We start from the raw sequence: 24,063 nt of genomic DNA, 5'->3' as shown, positions 1-24,063 counted from the left end.
AACTCCTTCGTAGCACTTGCCTCGATGCGGGTGGAGGGCGAGGCAAGGGCAGTGTGGCGGCCGGGCCGGTCGCATCCGGTGAATGACATGTCGCCATGACGTGTACGGCTTCATCCGCCGCATACGCACGCAGCGGCATCGTGGGCACCAGAATCCCCGCTGGAGCCGCCCCATGTTTCGTCCCCTGCTTGCCGTTGCCGCCGTGACCCTTCTTTCCGCCTGCAGCAGCACACCGGTGGCGCAGGTGCAGCCGATCGACGGCGTCATCTCCGGCCAGTGCCATGTCGACAAGGTGCGTGGCGCCGTGGGCCTGGCCGCGTCGGCCGCCACCATCGAGCGCGCCCGCGTGGACAGCGACAGCCTGCAGGTCAACGTGCTGCGTGGCCAGCGCACCGAGAGTGGCCCCACCGCCAGCGGTGCGGCAAATCCCAGCCCGGGCGCGGAGAGCGGTGGCGAACGCCTGACCATCGAGACCGGCCGCACCAACAACATCACCGCCATCTACTGCGGCTGATGTCCTGGCCGGGACCGCGCCCTCAGCGCGCGGTCCCGGCCTTGGCCTTCTTCACCGTGCGCCGCGCGCTGCGCAGGAACTTCAGCGTCGCCTGCTCCCATTGCCGCTCGCCGCGCAGGCCGGCCAACCGGGCCAGCGACCCGCTGCGCCAGCCGTCGAACACGCTGGGATCGATATAGGCCTTGCGGCACACCGAGGGGGTGTTGCCCAGCAGCGTGGCCACCTCGCACACCACTTCCTTCTGCAGCGCGGCCAGCGCGCGCTCGCTGGGCGACTCCGGCAGCGCCGTGGCGGCGAAGTGGCGCAGCGCGGCCACCGTGCCACCCCAGGTGCGGAAGTCCTTGGCACTGAAATCGGTGCCCATCGCATCGCGCAGGTAAGCGTTGACCTGCCCCGAATCGACCGGCTGCAGCGCGCCGTCATCATCCCGGTACTGGAACAGGGCCTGCCCCGGCAGCTGCTGGCAGCCCTTGATCAGGCCCACCAGCCGCGTGTCGTCGATGTCGACCTCATGCTGCTGGCCCGACTTGCCACGGAAGCGCATGCGCGCACGCCCGCCCTTGACCAGTTCGAGGTGGCGGTTGCGCAGGGTGGTCAGGCCGTAGGAGCGGTTGTCGCGGGCGTACTCGGGGTTGCCTACGCGGACCAGGGTTTCGGCCAGCAGCGCGACCACGATCGCCAGCACCTTGTCCTGCGGGAAGCCGGGCAGCTTGAGATCGCGGCGAAGGCGGCGGCGCAGCGCCGGAAGCGCCTCGCCGAAGGCGATGACCCGGTCGAACTTGCCATCGCCGCGCACCCGCGCCCAGTCCGGGTGGTAGCGGTACTGCTTGCGCCGGCGGGCATCGCGCCCGGTCGCCTGCAGGTGGCCGTTGGCCAGCGCGCAGATCCACACATCGGTGTATGCGGGGGGGATCGCCAGCGAGCGGATCCGGGCCAGGGTGGCAGCGTCGCGGACCGCGTGACCGTCGGCGTCGCGGTAGCTGAAGCCCTTGCCGGCGCGGCGGCGGGCGATGCCGGGCAGCTCGTCGGTGACATACCGCAGGCCGGCGTCGCGGGCTGCGGTGGCTTCGGGGGTGGCAAGGCGTGCGGGCATGGAAGCGGTGCGGCGGAACGGGCCTGCAGTGTGGTGGGTGGCGCGACGGCACCGCGTCAATAACGCAACACAAACACCTCACACCCGCCTTGACGATATGCTCCACGGTTTACCGCCTGGAACTCCGGAGTCTCGATGTCGTCCTTCTCCTTCCGCCGCCCGTTTGGCCCCACGATCCTGGCTGCCGCCCTGGTCCCCACCCTGCTGTTGCTGGGCGCCTGCAAGGCCCCGCCGATGGACGAACAGGAAGCAGCGGGTACCCACGCGCAGAAGGCCGCCGAAGAAGTCGCTGCGGCGCCCGCCGACACCACGGCCAAAGCCACCGAGGCACCGCCGGTCGGCAACTGCGATGCCAACCAGGTGCAGAGCCTGGTCGGCCAGCCCTACAGCGACGCCATCGGCGCGCAGGCGCAGCAGGATGCCAGCGCGCGCCAGCTGCGCGTGCTCAAGCCGGACGACATGACCACCATGGAATTCGTCGGCGAGCGGCTGAACATTGAAGTCGATGAAAAGGGCGTGGTCACCGGCCTGCGCTGCGGCTGAATTGGGGGTACCGGAAGCGGGTTTTCGAGGGGTTTGGTTGCGCGTGCAACCGTGTATTGCGGCGTTGCAGCAACTGTGATCTAGTCGAAGCATCCGGTGCCTCCAGATGCGCTCAACGGATTGAGCGGGGACGAGTGTCGCCGCTCACCCGACTTTGAGGCAGAGATGGCCCCCCGCAACCGCCAAGGGCTTTACGACCCACAAGACGAACGCGATGCCTGTGGTTTCGGCATGGTGGCGCAACTGGATGACCAGCCGTCACGGCTGCTGGTCGACACCGCGATTGCGGCGCTGTCGCGCATGACCCACCGCGGCGGTGTTGCCGCCGACGGTGTCACCGGTGACGGCTGCGGCCTGTTGCTGCGCCGCCCCGAAGCGTTCCTGCAGGCACTGGCCGCCGAAGCCGGCATCACCCTCGGCAAACTGCATGCGGCCGGCGTGGTGTTCCTGCCGCACGACGATGCCGCCGCCCAGGCCTGCCGCGACACCCTCGAACAGCAACTGCGCGACGCCGGCTGCCAGCCGCTTGGCTGGCGCGTGGTGCCGACCGATCCCAGCGTGTGCGGCCAGCTGGCCCGCGATACCCTGCCCCACATCGAACAGGTATTCGTCGATGCCGGCCATGGCCAGGACGAAGCCGCCTTCACCCTGGCGCTGTTCCTGGCCCGCCGCCGCAGCGAACAGCAGCTGCGCGAACATGCCGATTATTACGTCACCACGCTCAGCCCCAACGCGATCAGCTACAAGGGGATGGTGCTGCCGGACAAGCTGAGCCGGTTCTACCCGGACCTGCAGCGCAACGACCTGGCCTCCAGCGCCATCGTCTTCCACCAGCGCTTCTCCACCAACACGCTGCCGCGCTGGCCGCTGGCGCACCCGTTCCGCATGCTCGCCCATAACGGCGAGATCAACACCATCGAAGGCAACCGGCGCTGGGCGCAGGCGCGCAGCAAGGTGTGGAAGACCCCGCGCTTCGACATCGGCGAATTCAACCCGGTGATCTCCATGCACGGCTCGGATTCGCAGAGCCTGGACAACATGCTGGAGCTGATGGTCAGCGCCGGCATGGAACTGATCCAGGCGCTGCGCATCCTGGTGCCGCCGGCGACCCAGTCGCTGGAGTTCAAGGACGCCGATCTGGCCGCGTTCTACGAGTTCTACGGCCTCAACAGCGAACCCTGGGACGGCCCGGCCGGCATCGTCGCCTGCGATGGCCGCTATGCCGCCTGCACGTTGGACCGCAACGGGCTTCGCCCCGCGCGCTGGATGCTCACCTCCGACCGCCACTTCCTGGTGGCGTCCGAAGCGGGCGTGTGGGAAGTGCCGGCCGAACGCGTGGTGCGCAAGGGCAAGCTGGGCCCGGGCGAGATGATGGCCATCGACCTCAAGCGCGGCGACCTGCTGGATTCGGATGCCATCGACCGCATCAACCGTGGCCGCGCGCCGTACAAGCAATGGCTGCAGCAGGGCGTGACCTACCTGCAGACCGAGCTGATCGACCCGTCGCTGGTGGAAGAGCCGTTCGACGAACGCACCCTGCGCAGTTACCACAAGCTGTTCCAGCTCAGCACCGAGGAAGTGGAGCAGATCCTGCGCCCACTGGCCGAGACCGAGCAGGAAGCCACCGGGTCGATGGGCGATGACACCCCGATGGCCGTGCTCAGCCAGCAGAGCCGGCCGCTCTACGATTACTTCCGCCAGGCCTTCGCGCAGGTCACCAACCCGCCGATCGATCCGTTGCGGGAAGACTGCGTGATGTCGCTCACCACCCAGCTCGGCAAGGAGACCAACATCTTCCATGCCGGCGCGGAGACGGTGAACCACGTCATCCTCAATTCGCCGGTGCTCAGCCAGCGCAAGCTGCGCCAGCTGATCAAGATGCCGCAGTACGTGGACCGCAACCGGCTCATCGACCTCTCCTACAGCCTGGACGAAGGGCTGAAGGCGGGCATCGAGCGCATCTGCGCCGAAGCCGAAGCGGCCGCGCGCGAAGGCATCGTCATGCTGCTGCTCAGCGACCGCTACCCGGTGGCCGACCGACCGATGGTGCATGCGCTGCTGGCCACCAGTGCGGTGCACCACCACCTGTCCAACGCCGGGCTGCGCTGCGACGTCAACCTGATCCTGGAAACCGGCACCGCGCGCGACCCGCACCACATGGCCTGCCTGCTCGGCTTCGGCGCCACCGCGGTGTACCCGTACCTGGCCTACCAGACCCTGTTCGATTTGGGCCGGCGCGGCATCCTGCAGCTGAAGAAGGGCGGCGAGCAGTCGCAGATCGGTCGCAGCTACCGCAAGGGCATCTACAAGGGCCTGTCCAAGATCATCTCCAAGATGGGCATCTGTACCGTGGCCAGTTACCGCGGCGCGCAGCTGTTCGAGATCGTCGGCCTGGACGACGAAGTGGTCGACCTGTGCTTCCCGGAAACGCCCTCGCGCGTGGCCGGCGTAGGCTTCGCGCGGCTGGACGATGAGGCGCGCGAGCTCACCGTGCGCGCCTGGAACGACCTGCTGCGCCCGGACGTGGGCGGCGTGCTCAAGTACGTGCACGGTGGCGAATACCACATGTACAACCCCGACGTGGTCATGACCCTGCAGCGCGCCGCGCGCAGCGGGGATGCCGCCGACTGGCAGCGCTACTGCGATGCGGTGCATGGCCGGCCGGTGTCGGCGCTGCGCGACCTGCTGCAGCTCAAGGCCGCCCCCACGCCGACCCCGCTGGATGAGGTGGCGCCGGCCGAAGACCTGTTCCGCCGTTTCGACACCGCCGCGATCAGCCTGGGTGCGTTGTCGCCCGAAGCGCATGAAGCGCTGGCCATCGCCATGAACCGGCTGGGTGGGCGCAGCAATTCCGGTGAGGGTGGCGAAGACCCGGTGCGCTATGGCACCAACAAGCGCAGCAAGATCAAGCAGGTGGCCTCGGGCCGCTTCGGCGTCACCGCCGAATACCTGGTAAATGCCGAAGTACTGCAGATCAAGGTGGCCCAGGGCGCCAAGCCCGGCGAAGGCGGGCAGCTGCCCGGGCACAAGGTCAACGAACTGATCGCGCGGCTGCGTTATGCCAAGCCGGGCATCGGCCTGATCTCGCCGCCGCCGCACCACGACATCTATTCGATCGAAGACCTGGCCCAGCTCATCTACGACCTCAAGCAGGTCAACCCCGATGCACTGGTGTCGGTGAAGCTGGTCTCGCATGCCGGCGTGGGCACCATCGCCGCCGGCGTGGTGAAGGCCGGTGCGGACCTGATCACCGTGTCCGGCCATGATGGCGGCACCGGTGCCAGCCCGGTCAGCTCGATCCGCTACGCCGGCGTGCCGTGGGAACTGGGCGTGGCCGAATCGCACCAGGCGCTGGTGGCCAACGACCTGCGCGGGCGCACCCTGCTGCAGACCGACGGCGGCCTGAAGACCGGCCTGGACGTGATCAAGGCCGCGCTGCTGGGCGCGGACAGTTTCGGCTTCGGCACCGCGCCGATGATCGTGCTGGGCTGCAAGTACCTGCGCATCTGCCACCTCAACAACTGCGCCACCGGCGTAGCCACCCAGGACGAGCGCCTGCGCGCGCAGTATTTCACCGGCCTGCCCGAGCGCGTGGAGAATTTCTTCCGGCTGCTGGCCGAGGAAGTGCGCGGCTGGCTGTCCTACCTGGGCGTGCGCTCGCTGGACGAGATCGTGGGCCGCACCGACCTGCTGCAGCAGCTGGACGTCGCCCCGCGCCCGGGCGTCAAGGTGGATCTGTCGCGCCTGCTCAACCCGGCCCAGTACGGCGGCAGCCACTGCGCCGCGCAGCGCCTGTACGAATCGCCGGACAGCCTGGCCACGCAGATGGATGGCCTGCTGGCCCCGGCCATTGCCGGCAAGCTGGGCGGCGAACACCGCTTCCTGATCCACAACACCGACCGCTCCATCGGCACCCGCCTGTCCGGCGCCATCGCGCGCGCGCATGGCAACCAGGGCATGAGCGATGCGCCGCTGACCCTGCGCTTCCGTGGCACCGCCGGGCAGAGCTTCGGCGCATTCAACGTGGGCGGCCTGCAGCTGGAAGTGGAAGGCGAAGCCAACGATTACGTGGGCAAGGGCATGGCCGGTGGCCGCCTGGTGGTACGCCCGCCGCGCGGCGCACGCTTCGAAGCGCGCAACACCGCCATCATCGGCAACACCTGCCTGTACGGCGCCACCGGCGGTGAGCTGTTCGCCGCCGGCCGCGCGGGCGAACGCTTCGGCGTGCGCAACTCCGGCGCGCTGGCGGTCATCGAAGGCGCCGGCGACCACTGCTGCGAGTACATGACCGACGGCATCGTGCTGGTGCTGGGCAAGGTGGGGCTGAACTTCGGTGCCGGCTTCACCGGCGGGCTGGCCTACGTGCTGGATATCGACCGCGACTTCGTGGACCGCTACAACCACGAACTGATCGACATTCACCGCATTTCGGCCGAAGGCTTCGAGAACCACCGCCAGCACCTGCACACGCTGATCAGCCGCCACCGCGAGCTCACCGGCAGCATCTGGGCCCAGCAGATCCTGGACGAATTCCGCGATTACGTGGGCAAGTTCTGGCTGGTCAAACCCAAGGCCGCCAGCATTGAATCGCTGACCGAATCGCTGCGCCGCGCCGCCTGATTTCCTGGATTCCCATACATGAGCCGCAAGCACGCCTTCCAGTTCCTCGACCTGCCCCGGACCATGCCGCAGCGCATTCCGGTGGAACTGCGCACCTCCGGCGACTGGGGTGAGCTGTACGGAAAGTTCGGCAAGGAAGATGCCCAGTACCAGGCCGGTCGCTGCCTGGACTGCGGCAACCCCTACTGCAGCTGGAAGTGCCCGGTGCACAACGCCATTCCGCAGTGGCTGCAGCTGGTGCAGGAAAACCGCATCCACGAAGCGGCCACGCTGTGCCATTCCACCAACCCGCTGCCGGAAGTGTGCGGCCGGGTGTGCCCGCAGGACCGCCTGTGCGAAGGCAGCTGCACGCTGGAGGAATTCGGCGCGGTCACCATTGGCGCGGTGGAGAAATACATCGTCGATACCGCGCTGGCCACCGGCTGGCGGCCAGACATGGCGGCGGTGGAAAGCACCGGCAAGCGCGTAGCGGTGATCGGCGCCGGCCCGGCCGGCCTGGCCTGTGCCGACCGCCTGGCGCATGCCGGCGTGCAGGCGGTGGTGTACGACCGCTACGAACAGATCGGGGGCCTGCTGCAGTTCGGCATTCCCAGCTTCAAGCTGGACAAGTCGGTGATCAGCCGCCGCCGCAACGTGCTGGAAGGCATGGGCGTGCAGTTCCGGCTGGGCGTGGAGATCGGCCGCGACGTGACCCTGGAAACCCTGCTGGCCGACTACGACGCGGTGTTCGTCGGCACCGGTGCCTACCGCTATACCGATGGCGGGCTGCCCGGGCAGGACCTGAAGAACGTGCTGCCGGCGCTGCCGTTCCTGGTGCAGAACAGCCGCATCGTCAGCGGCAGCGATGCCCACGGCCGGCCGATTGCCGGCTGGGAAGACACGCTTGCCCTGCCCGACCTGGAGGGCAAGCGCGTGGTGGTACTGGGTGGCGGCGATACCGGCATGGACTGCGTGCGCAGCGCGGTGCGGCTGGGTGCGGCGCGGGTGACCTGCGCGTACCGCCGCGACGAGGCCAGCATGCCGGGCTCGGCGCGCGAGGTAGCCAACGCCCGCGAAGAAGGCGTGCGCTTCCTGTTCAACCGCCAGCCGCTGTCGATCGAGGCCGGTGCCGATGACGAAGCGATCGGCGTGACCGTGGTGGAAACCCACCTGGGCGAGCCCGATGCACAGGGCCGGCGCAACGCGGTGCCGATCGAGGGCAGCGAATCGCTGCTGGAAGCGGACGTGGTGATCATCGCGTTCGGCTTCTCGCCGACCGCGCCGGCATGGCTGACCGCGCAGGGCGTGGAGGCGGGCAACAACGGCCGTATCCTGGCCGGCGGCCAGGGCCGGCTGCCGTTCCAGACCGCCCACCCGCGCCTGTTCGCCGGTGGCGACGCGGTGCGCGGTGCGGACCTGGTGGTGACCGCCGTGGCCGAAGGCCGCGATGCGGCGGCGGCAATCGTGGCGCTGATCACCGCCTGACAGCGGTCACCGGGCACGCTGGCGCCGGCCGTTGGCCGGCCCACGCAGTGCCGGATTCAAGCGGCGGCCCGGACCCCGGCGCGCTCGATTTCCAAGGCCAACAACAGCTGGATCTCATCCAGCTGGTCGCGGATGCGGGCATTGCCCGCATCGTCGGCGTGGTCGCATTCGATATGCGCATCCAGCATGCGCGCCAGCCCGACCAGCAGGACGTCGGCATCGCCGTGAGCCGCATGGCGCAGCAGGCGACCCAGCGCGCGGATACGGGCGCCACGGTCGTGGGCCAGCGTCTGCACCGACGGCGCGTTGCGGGGAGCGGAGAGAGGCATGGGGGCTTGTCCTGATTGACCGGCTGATGGCGGCCAATGTCGGTTATGGCCCCGGTATGCGGCTATGCAACTTTTACGAATTGTCGTGAAGGGCTGGTAATGTCGCGGATGCCCCACTCTCCCGGATGATTCCCATGCGCATCGGCCTGGCCGCCAATCGGCTGCACCACCACGACAAGCACGCTGCACTGTTCCGCTGGCTGCGCGCCAGCGACACCGGGCTGCGCGAGCTGGGCGTGGAGCTGCATGCGGTCGGCCGCACCTATGACGCCATCCAGCGGCTGGGCTTCCTGCCCGATTTCGCCACCCTGCGCCGCTACCCGAACGGCCGCGAGGGCGGCCTGATGAAGCTGGTCGCCGAGGTGGTGGGCATGGGCACGCCCGAGCGCACCCTCGACGGCGCGATCTACCTGATGGACCCGGTCGACCCGTCCTCGGTGTTCCCCGAAGCCACCGCCCTCAAGCGCCAGTGCGTGATCCACGGCAAGCCCTTCATCTCCACCGTGGCCACCGCGCGCGACTGGATCGAAGTGGAACGCGTGCACGCCGGCCTGGCCGCCGATCCCGGCGCCGATGACCTGCATGCATTCGAGCAGCACACGCTGGCGCTGATCGCGCACGATGCGATGAAGCCGGCCATGCTGGCCTTCGCCGACGAACACTTCGCGCTGCTCTCGCGCTTCCGCAGCCGCGTGGGTACCGGCACCACCGGCCAGCGCCTGAATGAACTGGCCTGGAGCCGGGGCTGGGCCAGGGACCAGGAGTGGGTGACCCGCTACCAGAGCGGCCCGATGGGCGGCGACGCGCAGATCGCCGACCAGGTGCTGGAAGGCCGCTGCCAGCGCGCGATCTTCTTCGAAGACCCGCACGTGGCGCGCCAGCACGAAGCCGACATCCAGCTGCTGGAGCGCGCCGTCACCACCGTGACCGATCAGGCGGTGTGCATCACCGCCCCGCGCGTGGCCGCACGCTGGGCGCAGGCGGCCACACTGCGCGCACGCGCTTCGCCCTGATCACGGGGTGCGTATGCATCGCTGGCCACGGCGAAATCATGCGCGCCCTGCCCCCGTCGCCACTCACTGGGGCCACTGCGGCCGCCGGCACTGAGGATGTAGCTGCCGCGCCAGTGGTCGTCGCTTTCACGGCGGTCCATGCCGTGGGTGGCGATGCTGCCCTGGCGCCGCGCGCTTTCGCGGAACAGCAGGCGGAAGCGCTTGCGATGGAACACGCTGCCGTACAGGCCACCACTGACTTCCACCCGTGGCCGTTCGCGGCCGGGCAGCAACCGTAACGGTCCGTTTCCAACGCGGCACTGCACGCACTCGGCCACGCCTTCCACGCGCACCCCGTTCTGCGACAGCATCACCAGGTACACGGCCTCGGCGTGGCGCTCAGGTCCCTGGCCGTAACGGGTCAGCGTCCACACCCCGGAGACATCCGGTACGCGCGCACGCAGCATCGCCGCCGTGCCCAGCACGGCGGCCGCCAGCACATTGGTGAGCACATCGAAGGCAACCGAGGCCATCGTCGACATGGGCATTCCGGGTGGCGGCAGAAGCCGCCAGATTCCCGCGTACCCAGCAGTGATCCCATGCAACAAGGTCGAATCTGGGCACGCCCGGCGCGGTTCCGCCACCGTATGCGTAGTGCCACGCCGTGCGTGGCAACCCCCACCGAAAGCGTGATTAAAGCAGCTGCCGCAGCATCGCCTTGAGCCGCCGCCCTTCCAGTTGGAAGTAATCCCGTTCCTCACGCCACGCCGGGAAGCGCTGTTCCACTTCGTCCCAGAACGCAGGCGAATGATTGGCCTGGATCAGATGGCAGAGCTCATGCACCAGCACGTACTCGAACGCCGACGGCCGCCCCAGCACCAGCGCCAGGTCCAACGCCATGCTGCCATCGGGGGCCAGCGAGCCCCATTGCGAGGACATCACCTTCAGCCGCAGGCGCGCTGGTGCGCGCGGCAGGCTGGGCAGGTAGCGCGGCAGCCACTGGCCGACATCGGCGCGGGTCTGCGCTTCGTAGAACTCGTGCAGCGCGCGCTTCACCGTGGCATCAGTACCGCGGGCCGGCAGGTGCATGCACACGCCGGTGCCGTCCAGCTCCAGGTGCGCATAGCGCCCGGTATCCCACCGCAATGGCAGCAGTTCGCCACGCAGCGGCAGCACGCCGGGTTCGCCGATCACCAGCGGCGGTGGCAGGTTCTGCGCCTGGTAACTGCGCAGCTGCGTGGACAACCAACCGCGGTGCTGTTCGAGGAAACGTTCGCCCATCACCAGGCTGGCGCGCGGCGGCAGGGTCAGCCGCACGCCGCGTTCGTCGACACTCAGTTTGATCCGGCGGGCACGCGGATCGCGCACGCGCAGCACGTCGATCTCGGCATCCTCCAGGCGCAGGCGCACGGTGTCGCGCTGCAGGGTGGGGGCAACGGCCGGGGAGATCAGGCGGCGGAGGAATCCGGGCATGGGTACAGCATAACGCCCGTGGTGCGCGGGATATGACTGCGGGGTGTAAAGGGGCGGGGCAGGACCCCGCCCGGTGCCTCAGTCGGCTTTGCTCAGCTTGAAGGCCTCTTCCAGCAGCAGGAACAGGCGCCGCACTTCGCCGCTCTGCAGGGCGAAACGGGCATCCAGCTCGGCGCGGCGGCCGTCTTCGTCGGCGTGCTCGAGCTGGTCCAGGGCGCCGTCCAGGAACTTCAGCTTGCGCACGATCAGGTCGTCGCCCAGCACGAAGGACAGGTTGTCCTCGAACACCAGGGCCAGCTTGGTCACCTGCTTGCCGGCGTCCAGGTGCTTGTCGATCTCGTCGCAGCGCAGTTCCTGGTGCTGGCACTTGACCACCGCGCCGCCCTCGGCCGGGTCCTTCATCTCGCACTCTTCGCCCAGGCTCAGCCCGGTGGGGAGCGGCTCACCGGCGATCCAGCCGGTCAGGATCGAGCGTGGCGCCACTTCCGCGTTCAGCGGCATGGCCGGGAAGCTGCCGAGCAGGCCACGGATGTCGGACATCATGTTCTCGCCTTTCTTGCTGCTCGAGCAGTCCACCGCCACGTAGCCGTGGGTCAGGTCGATCAGCGCGTCAGTGCGCGAGCTCTTCACGAAGGCACGCGGCATCAGCTCATGCAGCAGGTCGTCCTTCAGGCGCTTGCGCTCGCGCCCGCCGGGCTTGCGCCCCTCCTTCTCTTCGATCTCTTCCAGCTTGCGGGCCAGCAGGTCGTTGACCACCGCGCCCGGCAGGATCTTGTCCTCACCGCCCACGGTCAGCCACAGCGCGTCGCCGACGCGGTGCGAGAACACGGCCTTTTCCTCACGACCGAACGGGGAGATGAAACCGCGCGAACTCATTTCAAGCGGGCCGACCGGCTTGAGCAGCACCTGCGGCAGCAGGGTATCGACTTCAGAGAAATCAGTGGCGGTCGGGAAGCGGAACAGCGTCAGGTTGCGAAAGAACATGGAAATCCGGATAGGAAGGCGTGAAAGGGAAGGTCAGGGGGTGCCGTCGGTCCAGGCCGACGGCGGGCTGGGCGCGACCGCGGTGCGGCCCAGCGCCATGAAATCGAACAGGGCCGGGTCGGCCAGCTGCGACGGGTGGATGTTGCCCAGCGCACGCGCGATCTGGTCGATCCGCCCGGGGTGTTGATCCTCCCACTGCTGCAGCATCTGCGCCACCTGGCGGCGCTGCAGGTTGTCCTGGCTGCCGCACAGCGTGCACGGAATGATCGGGAAACCGCGCGCCTGCGCATGCTGTGCGATGTCGCGCTCGCTGACATAGGCCAGCGGGCGGATCACCACGTGCTGGCCATCGTCGCTGCGCAGCTTGGGCGGCATCGCGGAGAGCTTGGCGTGGTGGAACAGGTTGAGGAAGAACGTGGCCACGCTGTCGTCGCGGTGGTGGCCGAGTGCGATCTTGCTGAAGCCATGTTCCGCCGCATGCCGGTACAGGGCGCCGCGACGCAGCCGCGAGCACAGCGAGCACATCGTGCGGCCTTCGGGAATGACCCGGCTCACCACCGAATAGGTGTCCTGTTCGATGATCTGGTAAGCCACGCCGATCGAGGCCAGGTACTCCGGCAGCACGTGTCCGGGGAAGCCCGGCTGTTTCTGATCCAGGTTCACCGCCACCAGTTCGAAGGCCACCGGGGCCTTTTTCTGCAGCTGCAGCAGCACGTCCAGCAGGGTGTAGCTGTCCTTGCCACCGGACAGGCAGACCATGATGCGGTCGCCGTCCTCGATCATGCCGAAGTCGGCGATCGCCTGGCCCACCTGGCGGCGCAGCCTGCGCGCCAGTTTGTCCTGCGCGGCCGCGTCCGTGCGCGGGGCGCGGGGGAGCGGATCGGGCAGGGGCAGCACGGCAGGCATCCGGTCATTCTACCGGCTCGCACTGGTTGCCATCGGTGTGGGGAAGTGACTGCGTTCACTCCCGGGCGTCATGCCGGATGTGTATGCTCGACGACTGTGGATACCCTGACGCCCGAACAGATCACCGACCTGCTTGCCAACCTCCGGCAGGAGCATCGTGACCTGGATGACAAGATCCAGCGCATGGCCGCCAATGGCGAGGATGAGCTGGAGTTCAAGCGCCTGAAGCGCCGCAAGCTCCAGCTCAAGGACCGCATTGCGAAGCTGGAAGACATGTTGATTCCGGACGAGCCGGCGTAAGGAATGCCGGCCAACGGCCGGCGCTACGAATTGCTGGCGAACGCGGTGAAATCCGGATACCTCGGGATACGCAGGATTGTCGACGCGGTCGTCAATCCTGCGTTACCGGTTCCTCTGGCTTCGCGGCTTCGGGGCTCACCCGCTCGATGGTGTGGCGCAGCTCGCGGCCCAGGATGAACTTGGCGTCCTTGGCCCACATGTCCAGGCGTTCGTCGAACAGCAGCTTGCTGTTCTCGTCCGGCCACACCAGGCGCAGCTCGCGCAGCTTCTGGATGAAGCCGCGGAACAGGGTGCGGTCGAAGAACTCCGGCGCGGCCGGGGCGTAGAGCAGGCTCAGGCGCTGCGCGGCCTGCTGGCACAGGCTTTCCAGCTCGGCTGCGCCCAGCGTGCCCGGGCCGTTCTTCACCAGCACCGAAATGGCGATGTAATACCGCTCGAACGCCTGCTGCAGCGAGTGGCCGATCGCACGCAGGCGGAACACCTCGTCGGTCTGCCCGGTGTTGCGCGCCAGGATGCCGCCATCGTCGTCATTGACGTTCTGCAGCAGGCCCTCGCGCACGAACACCGCGATGGTCTGCTCGATGCGCTGGGCGAATTCGTCTTCGGTCCACGGCAGGAACAGCTCGGCCTGCAGGAACGGGTACACGGTGCGGCCCAGCTGCACCAGCCCGGTGCGGCTCATGCGGCGGTTGTTCTGGAAGCAGCACGCCACCCACGACGACGCGGTGAACAGGTGGATGACGTTGTTGCGGAAGTAGCTGAGCAGCACCGCGGTATCGCCACTGACGCTGAGCACATCGCCCAGCGGGTGCTTGATCCGGGTCAGCACGTTGATTTCCTCGGCGTGCGCGATGATCCGCTCCGGCGAATGCGGCGTGACCGTGACCCGGTCCGAATACGGCATTTCCACCAGCAGGGTCTTGCACAGCTCGATCTGCGCGATCAGGTCGGCTTCGCCCATCGCATGCTTGGGCGTGGACAACAGCGCCAGCGCCAGCAGGTTGATCGGATTGACGTCGGCCGCGCCGTTGATGTGCACCTGGATGCGTTCGGCCAGGTGGTCCACCGTGCCCGACAGCCACGACGGCTTCTCGTCCTCGCCAACCGGCGCGCCATCCCACTCCGGTGCCTGGCGGGCCAGTACGTCGTTGAGCGCGATCGGCTCGCCGAAGTTCACCACCACCTGGCCGTAGTTCTGCTTGAGCACCTTGGGGATCGACCACAGCAGCTGCCAGATCGATTCCTTTTCCTTCGGTCGCCCGGACAGCTCGTCCAGGTAACTGCCGCCTTCCATCAGCTTTTCATAGCCGATGTACACCGGCTGGAACAGCACCGGCTTGCGCGGCTGGCGCAGGAACGCACGCAGCGTCATCGAGATCATGCCGCCCTTGGGCTGCAGCAGGCGCCCGGTACGCGAACGGCCGCCTTCGACGAAGTATTCGATCGAATAGCCGCCGGCCACCAGCTGCGCCACGTATTCGCTCAGCACCGCCGAATACAGCGCGTTGCCGCGGATCGAGCGGCGGATGAAGAACGCACCGCCCTTGCGCAGCAGCGTGCCCACCACCGGCAGGTTCAGGTTGATGCCCGCCACGATGTGCGGCGGCACGATGCCGCGGTCGTACAACAGGTAGGACAGCAGCAGGTAATCCATGTGGCTGCGGTGGCTGGGCACGTACACCACTTCATGGCCCGGCGCGGCGGCCTTGAACTTGTCCAGGTGGTGCACCAGCACGCCGGCGTAGATGCGGTTCCACACATGGCTGAGCATGAAGCTGGCCGAGCGCACCACCGGGCTGGAGTAGTCCGCGGCGATTTCCCAGGCGTAGGCGTGCGCCTTCTTCCAGGCGTCGGCCGGCTTGGTGTTGTCGCGCTTGGCCTGCGACGCGATCGCCTCGCGCACCGTGTCGGCCTCCAGCACCTTGTCCACCAGCAGGCGACGGGTGGACAGGTCCGGCCCGATCACCGATTCGCGGATGCGGCGGAAGTGGGTGCGCAGCACGCGCTGCAGCTTGCGCACCGTGCGCTCGGGGTCCAGCCCTTCGTCCACGGTGGCGCGCAACGAGATCGGCGGGGCGAACCGCACGATGGTGCTGCGGCCGTTGAGCAGCACCGCCAGCAGGCGGCGGAAGCGGCCCACCAGCGCCCAGTTTTCCGAGAACAGCACCGCGAACCAACCGCTCTGCTTGTCCGGCGCGCGGCCGACGAAGATCGACACCGGCACCAGGTTCACGTCCAGCTCGCCGCGGGCACGATGGGCCTGCAGCACCTTGGCCAGCGAATCGGAATGGGTCTTGGCGCCGCGCTGTTCGGGAATCAGCGAGTTGCTGCTGCTCCGCCGCGACAGCGCCAGATAGGCCCGCCTGCGCCCGGTCGGGTCGCCGGCAATGGGCACCAGCGGCGAGGGCAGCCCGGCTTCACGGCAGGCCTTGTCCAGGATCAGCGCGTTGGACAGACCGTAGTCTTCCAGCACGTAGACCACCGGGCGGCCGTCGTCGTACTGGCCGGGGTGTTCGGGTTCGATCTTCAGCGACAGCCACGGTTCGACCAGGCGGCCCAGCAGGCGGGCCCACCACGGGCGGCGCCCGAACGAGGTGCGCGCTGCCGCGCTGACCGGGCTGGGCACGATCGCCGCCGGGTCGGTCGCGCCCGCGGTCGGGGCGTCCGCGCCGGGCAAAATGTCGGGCGACGCGGACGGGGCGTCCGGCGTCTTGGGCGGCTCTTCGCCGGGGAAAGGCAGGGGATTCTGGTTCGGCATCGGCTTCATTATGGCTTAGCCGGTGCAGAAGCACCGTCCTTGACCTGCGCGGCGGCCTCTGCTTCTGCGGCCAGCTGAGCGTCATGTTCAGCTTGCGCGGCCATGGCGGCCTTCGCTTCGTCAGCCGCCTTGAGCAATGCGTCGGTCTCTTCCAGGGTGCGCGCCAGGTACCAGTGGCCCTCGCGGCGGGTCATGCGCACCTGGGCTTCGATCTGTTCGCCGGCCAGCGGGTACTGGATCCGCAGCACGGCGGTGTCGCCCTCCTGCGACACCAGTTCGCCGCGCAGGTCGGTCATTGCCGCGTCCAGCGACAGCCCGTAACTGGCCAGCGCGGTCTTCAGCGCCTTGGCGAACGGTCCCAGCCGGCGCAGGCTGCCTTCCATGCCGGCCGCCTGCAGCTCGGCGTCGGTGGACAACCCGGCATTGCGTGCGGTGGCGGTCAACAGGGTGATGGTGGTCTTGGCGCGCTGCTTGTCGGTCAGCGGCGCGGCGGCCGCCCAGCGGCTCAGCACATCCACTACTTGGCTGTAGTGGGCGCGCTCGGCCTCGCTGTAGTCGGTCTGGTTGCGCAGGTACTGCACGCCGAACAGCCCCATCGAATGGGCCGCCTGGCGCACCCCGGTGGCCTGGCCGGCAATCTGGGTGTCGAACGAGCGCTGCAGGCGCTTGGGCGCGTCCGGCGCGGACAGCGCCGCCAGCATCGGCAGCAGCTGGCCATCCAGCGGCAGGTCGGTGAGCGGCCAGCGGCTGTGACCCTCTTCCCAGGCCGCCTGCAGGCGGGTGTACTGGGCCGGCGGCACCGAGGCGCGGGCGTAGCCCACCAGGTCGTTGTCGGCCAGCTGGCGGGCTATCTGCCGCAACGCGGCCACCGGCTCGGCGGCCGGTGCATCCGGGTCGATCGTGTCGCGCTTGCACGCCCCCACCAGCAGCAGCCCGCACAGCGACAGCGACATCACCCAGGGTCGGTAGCGCCCTGTCATCAACGGCATGGACATGAATTCGGACTTCCCCGGACCGGTCCGCATCTTGCGGCCTGCGCCCCCACAGCGGCAACCCATCCTGCCCGCCGGACCGGCAGGATGGGCGCAACCCTCTGTTTCTATTGGATATCAGTCACGCATCCATGTGGCCTGGATGAAATCGCGCACATAGCCCTGCGATAACCGCGCGTACACCCCAGGGCGATCCGGCAGCGCGCAGCCCTCGCCCCAGCTGACCGTGCCCAGCACCGTCCAGGCGCCCTTGCGGCGCACCAGCAGCGGCCCGCCGGAGTCGCCGCTGCAGCTGTCGATGCCCTCGGCGCCGGCGCAGATCACCGCGCCGGCCTGCAGGTCCGGGTAGGCCTGCTGGCACGCGGCGAAGGTCACGAACGGGGTCTGCACTGTCTGCAGGGTGGTCGGCAGATCCTGCTCCCCGGGGAAGTCGGTCACCCCCCAGCCGATCACCGTGAAGGCGCGCCCGGGCCGCAGGTAGGCACTGTCCCGGCCCAGCAACAGCTCGGCCGGCTCGGCCTTGGGCACCGCCCGCTTGAGCTGGATCAGCGCCACGTCGTTGAGCAGGTTGCCTTCGTCGTAGGCCGGATGGACGTGGATGGCCTTGACGTTGGAGGCGCGGCGGCGCGGCGTGGTCTTCAGCGTGGTCTCCCCGACCAGCACCGCCAGCTGCGCCGGCGGCAGCCCGTCAACACAGTGCGCGGCGGTGAGCACCCAGGAGGGCGAGATCAAGGTGGCACCGCAGTTGTGGCGGGCGTGGTCCGAATCGCCGCGGCCCAGCCGCTGCAGGCTGGCCATGAACGGGTACTGGCCGGGTTCGGCGTCGACCCCGCCGATGATGTGGGGCACGGTGTCCGGCCCGGGCTGGGCCAGCGCGGGAACCGAAACAGCAGAAAAAATCAGGCCGAACATCCAGGCCGGCCGGGAACAGATACGCATGCAGCAACTCCTTTGCGGAAAGTGGAAACGACAGGCACAGCGCCGGGGCGTGTGCCGGGTCGATTCGACGGCAAAGAAGACGGAACAACTGCGTGGTCGGTCGCGTTTCAGCGGCACCAACGATTGATGGATCCATTTCTGCGAACAGGCGCTACCTGGCACCGGGATGCAGTTCCCTCCCGGTGCGTGCAACCCCTACATCAGTCAGCGACGAGCGGCGCGGATCTCGTCCTGGATCGCCCGCGCAGCCGCGCGCGGATCGGCCGCCAAGCGGATCGGGCGACCGACCACGATGGCATCGGCGCCGTCGGCGAACGCCTGGGCCACGCCCACGGTGCGCTTCTGGTCATCGCCCACCGGGCCACCGGGGCGGATGCCCGGGCACACGATCGAGAACCCGGCGCCGGTGGCGGCGCGGATCGGGCCGGCTTCCTGGCCCGAGGCGATCACGCCGTCGATGCCGGCCGCCTGCGCGGCCAGCGCGCGTTCCACCACCACGTCGACCGGCTCGCGGTCGATGCCCATGCCACGCAGGTCGTCACGCCCCATCGAGGTCAGCACGGTCACCGCCAGCAGGCGCATGTCGCTGCTGTTGGCCGCCGCGCAGGCCTCCATCATCGCCGGGTGCCAACCATGGATGGTGGCGTAGCTCACCGGCCACTGCGACAGCCGGCGGATCACCGCCGCAGCGGTGGCCGGGATGTCGAAGAACTTCAGGTCGACGAACACGCGCTTGTCGCGCGCGGCCAGCGCATCGAGCACTTCGAAGTACTCGCCCGAGGCCAGCAGCTCCATGCCGATCTTGTAGAAGGAGACCGCATCGCCCAGCCGGTCCACCCAGGCCAGCGCATCCTCGCGGCCCGGCACATCGAGCGCGAAGATCAGGCGTTCGTCATCGCGCAGCGGCAGCGGGGCGCGGCTCACGGCGCGTAGTCCAGCGCGGCCCGCTTGGCGTCGTGGCGGGCCTGGCGCGACTGGCTGTAGTCGTTGTTGAACTGGGCCGGTTCGAAGCCGCCGTAGGTCGGGTTGGGCAGCATCCACCAGCGCTCGCCGAACCAGTCGTGGTACTGCTGCAGCAGCGCGTCGCGGCCGTCGTTGGTGTTGGCGGTCACTTCCACGAAGTCGCCCAGCTGGTCGCCGAACTGCATCAGCACGCGGTAGTTCTGCCCGGCCAGGCGGCGTCGGCAGTTCTTTTCGCTGCCGGCCTGCTCGCAGTCCTTCACCACCGTGCCCAGGCCCAGGAACACGCTGTCATCGGCCACCGGCAGGCCTTCGGCACGCAGGTTGGCCAGGGTGGCCTCCTTGAGGTGCACGGCGCGGTTGGAGATGTACAGCAGGGTCACTCCCTTGGCGTTGGCCGCCTTGGCGAAATCGACCACGCCCGGAATGGCCTTGGCCTTCTTTTCGGCCACCCACTGGTCCCAGCTCAGTTCGTCGTACTCGCCGCCGTCGCGGACCAGGCGGGCCTGGTAGGGCGAGTTGTCCAGCACGGTTTCGTCCACGTCCAGCACCACGGCCGGCTTCAGGCCCTTGGCGGCGTTGCCGCGCTCTTCAGGCACCAGCGCATCCCAGTTGGCTTCCTTGAGCGCCTTGTCCAGGTGGTCGGCAGCGGCGCGGTAGGTCTGCTCGGTGATTGCCCGGTATTCCTGCGAACGCTGCATCCACAGCACGGCGTTGAGGTTGTCGTTGGCGGCCACGGCGGCATCGCCCTTTGCGGCAGGCGCGGCAGCGGCGGCAGCAGGGGCCGGGGCAGCAGCTTCGGCGGGGGTCTCGGTGCGCTTGCACGCCCCCAGCGCCATCACGGCGCAGGCAAGCACGGACAGGGAAACAGCGGTACGACGCATGGCAATCACCAGTACTGAGTGGCGCCAGTTTACCGGCTTGGCCGCTGCGGTTCATGCCGGCCGCAGGGCTCGGCTATGCTGCACGGCCCAGTAACACCCGGAGCGCGAGATGACCGACGACACCCAGACCCCTGCCCTGCCCGTGCTCAACGCGGCCCAGGCCCGTGCCCTGGGCTGCCTGATCGAGAAGGAAGCGACCACCCCGGACGCCTACCCGCTCACGGTCAACGCCACCCAGGTGGCGGCCAACCAGAAGACCGCCCGCGAGCCGGTGCTGCAGCTGTCGGCCGGCGATGTGCACCACGCCCTGCGCCAGCTGGAAACCCTGGGCCTGGCCCGGCAGCAGTTTTCCTCGCGCGCCGAGCGCTACGAGCACCGCGCCGGCAGCGCGCTGGACCTGACCCGGCAGCAGCTGGCCATCCTGGGCCTGCTGCTGCTGCGCGGCCCGCAGACGGTGAACGAGCTGCTCACCCGCAGCGAGCGCCTGTTCCAGTTCCAGGACGCCGACGAGCTGCGCCACCACGTGGAGCGCATGATCCAGCGCGGCCTGGCCGTGCTGCTGCCGCGCTCTGGCGGCCAGCGCGAAGACCGTTACATGCACCTGCTGGCCGGCCCGGTGGATGTGCAGGCGTTGGCCGAGCAGTACAGATCCGCACCGTCCAGCGGCGGCGGCAATGCCGCGCTGGAAGCGCGCGTGCAGGCGCTGGAAACCACGGTGGCTGCGCTGCAGGAACAGTTGGCCGAGTTGCGCGCCCAGCTGGGCGGCTAGACCGCCGGCGCGCCGGGCGTGGCGAACAGGAGCAGCACTTCTTCATCGCGTGGTGCCGGCAGGCGCACATCGCCACGGTCTTCCATGCCCAGCTTGCGCAGTAGTGCAGCCGAGCGCAGGTTCTCCGGGGCGACGATGCCGTACAGGTCCGGGTAGCCCAGTACGTCACGCGCGTAGTGCATCACCCCGCGCGCGGCCTCGAACGCGTAGCCATGGCCTTCGTACTGCGACAGCAGCGCATAGCCCACGTCCGGCGCGGGCAGCCCATCGCGGCGCACCAGCCCGGCGTTGCCCATCCATGCACCGTCGCTGCGGCGGATGATGGCGTACATGCCGAACCCGTTGAGCGTGTAACTGCCGAGCACGCGTTCGGCGGTGTAGTCGCGCGCCTGCGCCAGGGTGCGCACGCCACGGTCGGCGATATGCCGGATGAAGCCCGGCTCGTTGAGCAGCGCCAGCATGTCAGCCGCGTCATGGTCGGGATCGATCAGGCGCAGGTGCAGGCGTTCGGTCTGGATCACGGCGGACATCGCGTCGCTCGCTGGCAGGAATTGGCCGATTGTGCAGGCTACGGGAACACGTGGGTAGAGCCGACTGTTAGTCGGCTGCCTTCTGTCGGCTGCCTTCTGTCGGCTGCCTTCTGTCGGCTGCCTTCTGCAGGCGCCGTGCGAACGGCAGCCGACTAACAGTCGGCTCTACAACGTCAGTCGAACAAGGCCTCGATCGCCGCCAGGCCGGCGCTGGCGCGCTCCTTCTTGCGCGCCGCGTCCGCCACCGGGTCGGCACCGTCGCGCTGCATTTCCTCGGCCGGGATCTCGTCGAAGAAACGGCTCGGCTTGAGCCGCACATGCTCACCGAACTTGCGGGTCAGCTTGCTGTGGCTCATCCACAGCTGCACCTTGGCGCGGGTGATGCCCACGTACAGCAGCCGGCGTTCTTCCTGCAGGTTGCCCTCGTCCAGGCTGACCTGGTGCGGCAGCACGCCGTCCTCGCAGCCGACGATGAACACATACGGGAACTCCAGGCCCTTGGACGCGTGCAGGGTCATCATCCGCACCTGGTTGCCACCGTCGTCCTTGTCGTTGCGCGACAACAACGCCAGCTGCGCGGCCAGGTCGGCGGTAGAAGCGCCACGCGGACCGCCTTCGAACCACTGCGCCAGCTCTTCCAGGTTGGCCAGCCGGCGCTGGTACACCGACTCTTCCTTGCAGGTGCTGCGCAGTTCGGACACCAGCCCCGAATCCTTCACCAGCTTCCGTACCAGGTCGCCCGAGCTCAGCTTGGGCATTTCCGCGCGCAGGTCGCGCAGGATGTCGGTGAAGCGGCTCAGGCTGTTGGCCGCGCGCGGCGGCAGCTGGGCGAGCGCGCCGATCGCCTCGGCCGCATGCGCCATCGGCAGTTCCTTGTCCGAGGCCAGCTCGGCGAGCTTGGCCAGCGTGCCGGCGCCCACCTCACGCTTGGGCGACTGCACCGCGCGCATGAACGCCGTATCGTCATCGGGGTTCACCAGCAGGCGCAGCCACGACAGCGTGTCCTTCACTTCCTGGCGTTCCAGGAACGCGGTGCCGCCGGTGATGTGGTACGGCGCGCGCACCAGCTGCAGCGCCTTTTCCAGCGGCCGCGACTGGAAGTTGCCGCGGAACAGGATGCAGAAGTCGCTCCACGGAATCTGCTTGGAGGTGGCCAGGTAGGAGATCTCGGCGGCGACCTTCTCCGCCTCGTGTTCGCTGTTGCGGCACTCCCACACGCGGATGCGTTCGCCGTCGGCCTGGTCGCTCCACAGCTTCTTCAGGTGTTCGTGCGGGTTGTTGGCGATCAGCGCGTTGGCCGCGCGCAGCACGCGATTGGAGCAACGGTAATTCTGCTCAAGCTTGATGATTTCCAGCGCCGGGTAATCGCGCGCCATCTGCTGCAGGTTTTCCGGGTTGGCCCCGCGCCAGGCGTAGATGGACTGGTCATCGTCGCCCACGCAGGTGAAGTTGCCGGCAGTGCCGGCCAGCTGCTTGAGCAGCCGGTACTGCGCATCGTTGGTGTCCTGGCATTCGTCGACCAGCAGGTAGCCGATGCGTTCGCGCCAGGCCAGCGCGATCTCCGGGTTCTCCTCCAGCACCTGCACCGGCAGCCGGATCAGGTCGTCGAAATCGACCGCGTTGAACGCGGTCAGGCGCAGCTGGTAGCGCTCGTAGACGCTGGCCGCTTCCTTCTCGCGGTTGCTGCGCGCTTCGGCCATCGCCTGTTCGGGCGACAGGCCGGCGTTCTTCGCACGCGAGATGAGGTTCTTCACGTCCTCGATGTCGTCCGGCTTGGCGCCGTACATCAGGTCTTTCACCTGCGAGGTGGAATCGTCGGCGTCGAAGATCGAGAAGCCGCGCTTGAGGCCGACCGCGGCATGTTCGATCTGCAGGAACTTGAGGCCCAGCGCATGGAAGGTGCAGATGGTGACATCTTCGGCGTCGCCGCCCTGCAGGCGCTTGGCCACGCGCTCGCGCATTTCCTTGGCGGACTTGTTGGTGAAGGTGATCGCCGCGATGCGCTTGGCCGGGTAACGGCGGGTGCTGATCAGCTGGGCGATCTTTTCCACGATCACGCGCGTCTTGCCGCTGCCCGCGCCGGCCAGTACCAGCAGGGGACCTTCGCAGTGCAGCACTGCCGCGCGTTGGGGGGGATTGAGACCGTGCATGCCTTCTCCGTGGGTGCCGCATTGTAACGGGCGGCGGGCCACCGGACCTGGCTTGACCTGCGCCGGGCGGTGGGATATCCAGAGAGCGATCGGATCGGAGCAATCACATGAATGGATTCATGCATTGGATGGCCGGCAGCGCGGTCGGCGCGGCCCTCTGGCTGGCCACCGGGGTCGCTGGCGCAAGCACCCCTGGCTGTGCGCGGCAGGTCCCCCGGACCATTCCCGCCTCGCTGATGACCGATGGCTTCCTGGATGGCCATCCGGATCTGCGCTGGCGCCGTTATGGGCTGAAGGAGTTCGACAAGGGCAACCTGCCACGCGCGTTGTCGCGGTTCCGCAAGGCCGCCGAGTACGCCGACAAGTACTCGCAGCTGCGGGTGGCGATCATGTACCGCGAGGGCAGTGGGGTGCCGGCCGATCCGGAGCTGGCGTACGCGTGGATGGACCTGGCCGCCGAGCGCGGCTATCACGACTTCGTGCGCCTGCGCGACGCCTGGTGGGCCGAGCTGGACGCGGGGCAGCGCGAGCGGGCGCTGCAGCGCAGGCAGGACGTGTTCGCCCAGTACGGCGACCAGGTCGCCAAGCCGCGGCTGGAAAGCGCCATGCGCGGAAGGCTGTCGAAGATCACCGGCAGCCGGGTCGGGCACGTGCACAGCGGCCTGCAGGTTGTACAGCACACCGGCGCCACCGCGGGCGAGGTTCAGTCCGGTGCCGACTACTACGACCCGGAGTACTGGAAGCCCGAGCTGTACTGGTGTCTGCACGACACCTACTGGATGGCCCCGCTGCGCCAGCAGCAGATCGACGTGGGGCGGCCGGAAACCGTCCACGGCGGAGAGGGCGACGGGAAGTAGCGTGCC

The 24,063-nt window shown here is 68.4% G+C and carries 21 protein-coding genes; 8 read left to right on the top strand and 13 right to left on the bottom strand.

From position 1 onward, the window contains the following. The first annotated feature begins 172 nt into the window (after nucleotides 1-172). Complete coding sequence (locus SOM39_RS10530) at nucleotides 173-514, top strand: hypothetical protein (RefSeq protein WP_093535333.1); 342 nt, start codon at nucleotides 173-175, stop codon at nucleotides 512-514. 22 nt (nucleotides 515-536) lie between these two features. Here SOM39_RS10530 and SOM39_RS10525 read toward each other — a convergent pair whose 3' ends face one another. After that, on the bottom strand, nucleotides 537-1,607 hold the full coding sequence (locus tag SOM39_RS10525; protein ID WP_184126301.1) for a DNA topoisomerase IB: 1,071 nt from the start codon (nucleotides 1,605-1,607) through the stop codon (nucleotides 537-539). A 135-nt stretch (nucleotides 1,608-1,742) separates the two neighbouring features. Between SOM39_RS10525 and SOM39_RS10520 the strand changes: the two genes are divergently transcribed. The 3 genes from SOM39_RS10520 (at nucleotide 1,743) to SOM39_RS10510 (ending at nucleotide 8,234) form a co-directional block, all read left to right on the top strand. Next, a complete protein-coding gene (locus SOM39_RS10520; protein WP_068848170.1) occupies nucleotides 1,743-2,150 on the top strand; it encodes an I78 family peptidase inhibitor in 408 nt (135 codons plus the stop codon). 165 nt (nucleotides 2,151-2,315) lie between these two features. Next, nucleotides 2,316-6,770: a glutamate synthase large subunit gene (gene gltB, locus SOM39_RS10515; protein ID WP_320458292.1), complete on the top strand. Its 4,455-nt coding sequence runs from the start codon at nucleotides 2,316-2,318 to the stop codon at nucleotides 6,768-6,770. Between the two features lie 18 nt (nucleotides 6,771-6,788). After that, nucleotides 6,789-8,234 carry an FAD-dependent oxidoreductase gene (locus tag SOM39_RS10510; RefSeq protein ID WP_095362440.1) on the top strand — a complete coding sequence of 482 codons (1,446 nt, stop codon included), beginning with the start codon at nucleotides 6,789-6,791 and terminating at the stop codon, nucleotides 8,232-8,234. 56 nt (nucleotides 8,235-8,290) lie between these two features. Here SOM39_RS10510 and SOM39_RS10505 read toward each other — a convergent pair whose 3' ends face one another. Next, nucleotides 8,291-8,563: a hypothetical protein gene (locus tag SOM39_RS10505; RefSeq protein WP_095362439.1), complete on the bottom strand. Its 273-nt coding sequence runs from the start codon at nucleotides 8,561-8,563 to the stop codon at nucleotides 8,291-8,293. 134 nt (nucleotides 8,564-8,697) lie between these two features. On the opposite strand from SOM39_RS10505, the gene SOM39_RS10500 reads away from it, so the two are divergent. Continuing rightward, nucleotides 8,698-9,576: a methylglyoxal synthase gene (locus tag SOM39_RS10500; RefSeq protein WP_320458291.1), complete on the top strand. Its 879-nt coding sequence runs from the start codon at nucleotides 8,698-8,700 to the stop codon at nucleotides 9,574-9,576. Here the strand turns inward: SOM39_RS10500 and SOM39_RS10495 are convergent. From SOM39_RS10495 to ttcA, 4 genes are all read right to left on the bottom strand, one after another. Beyond that, nucleotides 9,495-10,097: a hypothetical protein gene (locus SOM39_RS10495; protein WP_320458290.1), complete on the bottom strand. Its 603-nt coding sequence runs from the start codon at nucleotides 10,095-10,097 to the stop codon at nucleotides 9,495-9,497. The genes SOM39_RS10500 and SOM39_RS10495 overlap by 82 nt on opposite strands. Before the next feature lie 151 nt (nucleotides 10,098-10,248). Then, a complete protein-coding gene (locus SOM39_RS10490; protein ID WP_320458289.1) occupies nucleotides 10,249-11,028 on the bottom strand; it encodes a SprT family zinc-dependent metalloprotease in 780 nt (259 codons plus the stop codon). A 78-nt stretch (nucleotides 11,029-11,106) separates the two neighbouring features. Beyond that, complete coding sequence (locus tag SOM39_RS10485; RefSeq protein ID WP_068848158.1) at nucleotides 11,107-12,012, bottom strand: recombination-associated protein RdgC; 906 nt, start codon at nucleotides 12,010-12,012, stop codon at nucleotides 11,107-11,109. Nucleotides 12,013-12,045: 33 nt separating this feature from the next. Further along, nucleotides 12,046-12,918, bottom strand: a complete 873-nt coding sequence (ttcA, locus tag SOM39_RS10480; RefSeq protein ID WP_320458288.1) for a tRNA 2-thiocytidine(32) synthetase TtcA — start codon at nucleotides 12,916-12,918, stop codon at nucleotides 12,046-12,048. 96 nt (nucleotides 12,919-13,014) lie between these two features. Between ttcA and SOM39_RS10475 the strand changes: the two genes are divergently transcribed. Continuing rightward, nucleotides 13,015-13,218, top strand: coding sequence for a YdcH family protein (locus SOM39_RS10475; RefSeq protein WP_068848155.1), 204 nt, complete (start codon nucleotides 13,015-13,017; stop codon nucleotides 13,216-13,218). A gap of 91 nt (nucleotides 13,219-13,309) precedes the next feature. Here SOM39_RS10475 and plsB read toward each other — a convergent pair whose 3' ends face one another. The 5 genes from plsB to SOM39_RS10450 all read right to left on the bottom strand — a co-directional run bounded on the left by plsB (nucleotide 13,310) and on the right by SOM39_RS10450 (nucleotide 19,751). Then, nucleotides 13,310-15,985, bottom strand: a complete 2,676-nt coding sequence (gene plsB / locus SOM39_RS10470; RefSeq protein WP_320458287.1) for a glycerol-3-phosphate 1-O-acyltransferase PlsB — start codon at nucleotides 15,983-15,985, stop codon at nucleotides 13,310-13,312. After that, entirely contained in the window at nucleotides 15,985-16,971 is a 987-nt protein-coding gene (locus SOM39_RS10465) for a hypothetical protein (protein WP_414715869.1), read from the bottom strand. The genes plsB and SOM39_RS10465 overlap by 1 nt, the downstream gene beginning before the upstream one ends. Before the next feature lie 114 nt (nucleotides 16,972-17,085). Next, nucleotides 17,086-17,907, bottom strand: coding sequence for a serine protease (locus SOM39_RS10460; RefSeq protein WP_320458285.1), 822 nt, complete (start codon nucleotides 17,905-17,907; stop codon nucleotides 17,086-17,088). A gap of 204 nt (nucleotides 17,908-18,111) precedes the next feature. Then, nucleotides 18,112-18,831, bottom strand: a complete 720-nt coding sequence (gene pyrF / locus SOM39_RS10455; protein WP_320458284.1) for an orotidine-5'-phosphate decarboxylase — start codon at nucleotides 18,829-18,831, stop codon at nucleotides 18,112-18,114. Next, nucleotides 18,828-19,751, bottom strand: coding sequence for a 5'-nucleotidase, lipoprotein e(P4) family (locus tag SOM39_RS10450; protein ID WP_184126310.1), 924 nt, complete (start codon nucleotides 19,749-19,751; stop codon nucleotides 18,828-18,830). Before SOM39_RS10450 ends, pyrF begins: the two co-directional genes overlap by 4 nt. 109 nt (nucleotides 19,752-19,860) lie before the next feature. On the opposite strand from SOM39_RS10450, the gene SOM39_RS10445 reads away from it, so the two are divergent. Then, nucleotides 19,861-20,520: a YceH family protein gene (locus tag SOM39_RS10445; RefSeq protein ID WP_320458283.1), complete on the top strand. Its 660-nt coding sequence runs from the start codon at nucleotides 19,861-19,863 to the stop codon at nucleotides 20,518-20,520. Here SOM39_RS10445 and SOM39_RS10440 read toward each other — a convergent pair. Together SOM39_RS10440 and SOM39_RS10435 are read right to left on the bottom strand one after the other, a co-directional pair. Continuing rightward, complete coding sequence (locus SOM39_RS10440; protein WP_320458282.1) at nucleotides 20,517-21,050, bottom strand: GNAT family N-acetyltransferase; 534 nt, start codon at nucleotides 21,048-21,050, stop codon at nucleotides 20,517-20,519. The genes SOM39_RS10445 and SOM39_RS10440 overlap by 4 nt on opposite strands. Before the next feature lie 173 nt (nucleotides 21,051-21,223). Beyond that, nucleotides 21,224-23,200: a UvrD-helicase domain-containing protein gene (locus tag SOM39_RS10435; RefSeq protein ID WP_068848141.1), complete on the bottom strand. Its 1,977-nt coding sequence runs from the start codon at nucleotides 23,198-23,200 to the stop codon at nucleotides 21,224-21,226. 107 nt (nucleotides 23,201-23,307) lie between these two features. Between SOM39_RS10435 and SOM39_RS10430 the strand changes: the two genes are divergently transcribed. After that, entirely contained in the window at nucleotides 23,308-24,057 is a 750-nt protein-coding gene (locus SOM39_RS10430) for a sel1 repeat family protein (protein ID WP_320458281.1), read from the top strand. The last annotated feature ends 6 nt before the right edge of the window (nucleotides 24,058-24,063 follow it).

Origin of the sequence: Stenotrophomonas sp. CFBP8994 (genome assembly GCF_034044835.1) — a bacterium.
In the GTDB taxonomy this organism is placed as follows: Bacteria; Pseudomonadota; Gammaproteobacteria; order Xanthomonadales; family Xanthomonadaceae; genus Stenotrophomonas; species Stenotrophomonas rhizophila_A.
The sequence above is the reverse complement of the archived record's forward strand: the minus strand, read 5'-3'. Positions and strand labels throughout refer to the sequence as shown.

Bases quoted from the DNA above. Each gene is read 5' to 3' on its own strand.
- plsB (WP_320458287.1), bottom strand. From the start codon at position 15,985: ATGAAGCCGATGCCGAACCAGAATCCCCTGCCTTTCCCCGGCGAAGAG.
- ttcA (WP_320458288.1), bottom strand. From the start codon at position 12,918: ATGCCTGCCGTGCTGCCCCTGCCCGATCCGCTCCCCCGCGCCCCGCGC.
- SOM39_RS10440 (WP_320458282.1), bottom strand. From the start codon at position 21,050: ATGTCCGCCGTGATCCAGACCGAACGCCTGCACCTGCGCCTGATCGAT.
- SOM39_RS10500 (WP_320458291.1), top strand. From the start codon at position 8,698: ATGCGCATCGGCCTGGCCGCCAATCGGCTGCACCACCACGACAAGCAC.
- SOM39_RS10450 (WP_184126310.1), bottom strand. From the start codon at position 19,751: ATGCGTCGTACCGCTGTTTCCCTGTCCGTGCTTGCCTGCGCCGTGATG.
- SOM39_RS10530 (WP_093535333.1), top strand. From the start codon at position 173: ATGTTTCGTCCCCTGCTTGCCGTTGCCGCCGTGACCCTTCTTTCCGCC.
- SOM39_RS10525 (WP_184126301.1), bottom strand. From the start codon at position 1,607: ATGCCCGCACGCCTTGCCACCCCCGAAGCCACCGCAGCCCGCGACGCC.
- SOM39_RS10445 (WP_320458283.1), top strand. From the start codon at position 19,861: ATGACCGACGACACCCAGACCCCTGCCCTGCCCGTGCTCAACGCGGCC.
- SOM39_RS10510 (WP_095362440.1), top strand. From the start codon at position 6,789: ATGAGCCGCAAGCACGCCTTCCAGTTCCTCGACCTGCCCCGGACCATG.
- SOM39_RS10430 (WP_320458281.1), top strand. From the start codon at position 23,308: ATGAATGGATTCATGCATTGGATGGCCGGCAGCGCGGTCGGCGCGGCC.
- SOM39_RS10495 (WP_320458290.1), bottom strand. From the start codon at position 10,097: ATGTCGACGATGGCCTCGGTTGCCTTCGATGTGCTCACCAATGTGCTG.
- SOM39_RS10460 (WP_320458285.1), bottom strand. From the start codon at position 17,907: ATGCGTATCTGTTCCCGGCCGGCCTGGATGTTCGGCCTGATTTTTTCT.
- gltB (WP_320458292.1), top strand. From the start codon at position 2,316: ATGGCCCCCCGCAACCGCCAAGGGCTTTACGACCCACAAGACGAACGC.
- SOM39_RS10505 (WP_095362439.1), bottom strand. From the start codon at position 8,563: ATGCCTCTCTCCGCTCCCCGCAACGCGCCGTCGGTGCAGACGCTGGCC.
- SOM39_RS10490 (WP_320458289.1), bottom strand. From the start codon at position 11,028: ATGCCCGGATTCCTCCGCCGCCTGATCTCCCCGGCCGTTGCCCCCACC.
- SOM39_RS10520 (WP_068848170.1), top strand. From the start codon at position 1,743: ATGTCGTCCTTCTCCTTCCGCCGCCCGTTTGGCCCCACGATCCTGGCT.
- SOM39_RS10435 (WP_068848141.1), bottom strand. From the start codon at position 23,200: ATGCACGGTCTCAATCCCCCCCAACGCGCGGCAGTGCTGCACTGCGAA.
- SOM39_RS10465 (WP_414715869.1), bottom strand. From the start codon at position 16,971: ATGTCCATGCCGTTGATGACAGGGCGCTACCGACCCTGGGTGATGTCG.
- SOM39_RS10485 (WP_068848158.1), bottom strand. From the start codon at position 12,012: ATGTTCTTTCGCAACCTGACGCTGTTCCGCTTCCCGACCGCCACTGAT.